The sequence below is a fragment of the Moorena sp. SIO4E2 genome, assembly GCF_010671945.1.
In the GTDB taxonomy this organism is placed as follows: Bacteria; Cyanobacteriota; Cyanobacteriia; order Cyanobacteriales; family Coleofasciculaceae; genus Moorena; species Moorena producens.
In genome coordinates this window covers 1-2,898 of record NZ_JAAHIE010000775.1, presented here as the reverse complement: position 1 = coordinate 2,898, position 2,898 = coordinate 1, and the positions used below count along the sequence as shown (strand labels likewise).

3 protein-coding genes are annotated in these 2,898 nt (G+C 40.4%); 2 read left to right on the top strand and 1 reads right to left on the bottom strand.

The window, feature by feature from the left end; translation table 11 throughout:
* Positions 1 to 298 precede the first annotated feature (298 nt).
* Both F6K37_RS37010 and F6K37_RS37005 read left to right on the top strand, forming a co-directional pair.
* Positions 299 to 1,207 (top strand): HipA domain-containing protein, encoded by a 909-nt coding sequence (locus tag F6K37_RS37010; protein ID WP_287255969.1) that lies wholly within the window; start codon positions 299 to 301, stop codon positions 1,205 to 1,207.
* Positions 1,204 to 1,992 (top strand): HIRAN domain-containing protein, encoded by a 789-nt coding sequence (locus F6K37_RS37005; RefSeq protein WP_287255968.1) that lies wholly within the window; start codon positions 1,204 to 1,206, stop codon positions 1,990 to 1,992. Before F6K37_RS37010 ends, F6K37_RS37005 begins: the two co-directional genes overlap by 4 nt.
* 143 nt (positions 1,993 to 2,135) lie before the next feature.
* Here F6K37_RS37005 and F6K37_RS37000 read toward each other — a convergent pair whose 3' ends face one another.
* Positions 2,136 to 2,363 (bottom strand): hypothetical protein, encoded by a 228-nt coding sequence (locus F6K37_RS37000; protein ID WP_008188774.1) that lies wholly within the window; start codon positions 2,361 to 2,363, stop codon positions 2,136 to 2,138.
* Between the last annotated feature and the right edge of the window lie 535 nt (positions 2,364 to 2,898).

Here is a 2,898-nt window from a genome sequence, read left to right as displayed (position 1 = left end):
TCCCCCAAGACCGCGCTGCCTCGCCAAGACCGCGCTGCATAGCTCCTAAACTGCAAAACTTAGTCATAGCTGACTTCTGACTTCTGACTTCTGACTTCTGACTTCTGACTTCTGACTTGCGCGTAGCGCTATACTAATAATAGCTTTGGAAAGTAGCGTTATTGACTCAGGACTTAGTATCGGGATAGCCTTAGGCTAAGCCTTCCCTGCGGGAAAATTCGGGCTAACTCTGGAAAGCTCCAGGAGGCGATCACGTGACTTCATCTTTCACTAAATAGGTTTTGATAGCGTTTTGTAGGTGGCAGCAAATCAGTACGAGATCATTCGTTTAACTTCGGACCAAGAGAGTCAGGCTCAAGACGAAGCAATGGGGACAAAGGAAAAATTTTGGTTTTATCATCGTCAATTGAAAAAGTGTCTCTTCAAGTATCCTCGCCAAAACACAGGAGAAGATTGGTCAGAAAAAGTGGCATTTGAGTTGTGCAATCTTCTAGATATACCTGCGGCGCGGTATGAGTTAGCAGAAACAACCGATGGAAACAAAGGGGTGATTACAGTCAATTTTTTAGGAGAGGGAGAAACCCTAGTGCATGGTAATCAAGTACTTAGTGGCATTAATCCCGATTATCCCCCTTCGGTTAAGCAAAACGCCTATCAACACACAATTGAAGCGGTTATGGAGGCGATTATAAAAAAATCGGTTAACTTCCCCCCTAAATGGAAAGTACCTGATGGTTTCACAGATGCAAGAGATTTGTTTGTTGGCTACTTGTTGCTAGATGCGTGGATTGGTAATGGTGATCGTCATCATGAAAATTGGGGGTTTGTACGTCCTAAGACATCTCAAACAGGTATTTATCTAGCTCCCACTTACGATCACGCCTCATGTCTGGGTCGTGAACTTTCTGATACTAAACGCCAGCATAAGTCTGTAGAGTCTTACGTAAATAAGTGCTGGTCAGCCTTTTATCTTAACGAAAATGAAAAAAAGCCTCTGAAAACATTTGAACTTTTTGAATACCTTAATACTCACTATCCTAAAGCTAGTCAGGAGTGGCTCAACCGTCTTGAGCAAATTTCAGAGCAACAGATAAATTCAACTTTACAGGCATTTCCAGATTTTCGGATCTCAAAAGAAGCATCTGACTTTGCTAAGAAAATTTTGCTCACCAACAAAAAAAGACTGCTCTGTCTATTAAATTTATGAGTATCACTTCCCTAAAAACTTTATTTTTAGCTTGGCAAGATCATGAAAGTCGATCGTGGAACCCGGTGGGTCGATTGACATTTAATGGAAAAAATTACACCTTTGTTTATATAGAAGGTGCAAAGGAAGCGCAAAAAAAATTTGGCTTTGAGCCTCTAATGTCTTTCCCAGAGTGGGATAAGACCTATCGTTCGACGGAGTTGTTTGCGTTTTTTGCCAACCGAGTTATGTCACCCTCGCGTCCAGATTACCAAAAGCATCTAGACCGGCTCAACTTATCAGCCCAGAGTTTTGATTTGATGGAATTTTTAGCAAGGAGCGAAGGAAATCGACAAACAGATAATTTTAAAGTTTTCCCTTCTCCAAACCTCGACAGTGACGGGAAATACCACCTTTGTTTTCTAGTACATGGTTTGCGTCATTTACCAGAGTGTTCTATGGACCGCATAAAACAGCTACAAGTTGGTGATCCGTTGTGGTTATGTCACGAGTTTCATAATTCTTATGACAATAAGGCTTTAGTGTTAACCACAGCAGATCATTATCACCTAGGGTATTGTCCCCGCTACTTGTCACAGGATCTACTTGATATTTTAAGGCATGATCCAGGTTTAGTAGAAGTAAAAGTAGCAAAGGTAAATTTACCTCCTTCTCCGCTCAAGTCTCGGTTATTGTGTGAGATGACTTATTCAGGTTTCGAGGGATATGAGCCCTATGCTCACAAGACCTATCAGCCGTTAACTAAGGAAAAAGAACAGTCGAAAAACTTGGTTTGCCCGATGTAAGTAATACTCCTTAAGTATACTGCGTTCCTATGATCGCGTAGCGGGTCCGAAGCATCACCCCAACCACTACCTAAGTAATAGTTGGGGATTTTTTATGTTAAGCTATTGGTAGTTAACAAGTAACAATACCAAATCCGGAGTATTTACTTGCCATCATTGACCTCCTTGACTAACTTAGTAATCGCTTCGATTACTGTTTTCGTGAAAAAAGCTAGGGCAATAACTAAAGCAACCGCAGTTCCACCTCGTACAAGAGGAAGTACTGGAAGACCAGTACCTGAAGATGTATCTGGATTTAACACAGCAGTTGAAGTACCTAAAAGCTGATTAGCTTCAAGGTTGTTGGAATCGAAGTTCTGGGATGGTAACATGAGAAATCAAAAGTAGTTAAGTTTAGGGAGAAAGTCATACATGCAGAATATGCTGTAACCTTGACTTGCTCCCTTTAGTTTTTATAAACCCACTAACTCGTGCATGGCAAGTGTGAAAATATTCAAAACCAGAATAATTGACTAAGTTTTTTTTGGATGAATGCAGCTGCAGAGGTTTAGACTAAAGCTGTTTTTGAAATAGGAAAAATGGCTCTTCCGTACTTGTTATGCTAAGCAGGTGCACAAAATTAATTACACATTTTAAAATAATCAAAACCTTGCCGGGTAAGGGTTATAGAGATTTTAAGTAGGTAATTAATTCTGTGTAGGTGCTTAAATAAACACTTTTGCAAAGGGAGCAGGGAGCAGGGAGCAGGGAGTAGTGGGAAGAGGCGGTATTCAGAAAATTTTGTTAGTTAAATAGCCTCAGAACCCTTTTATGCTAAATTTCCAGTTAAAAAACTTATAAAGCTTACTATAAAAGGGTTCTGAGGCTATTTAACTAACAAGGAAGAGAAAAGGTCTGAACTCAAGT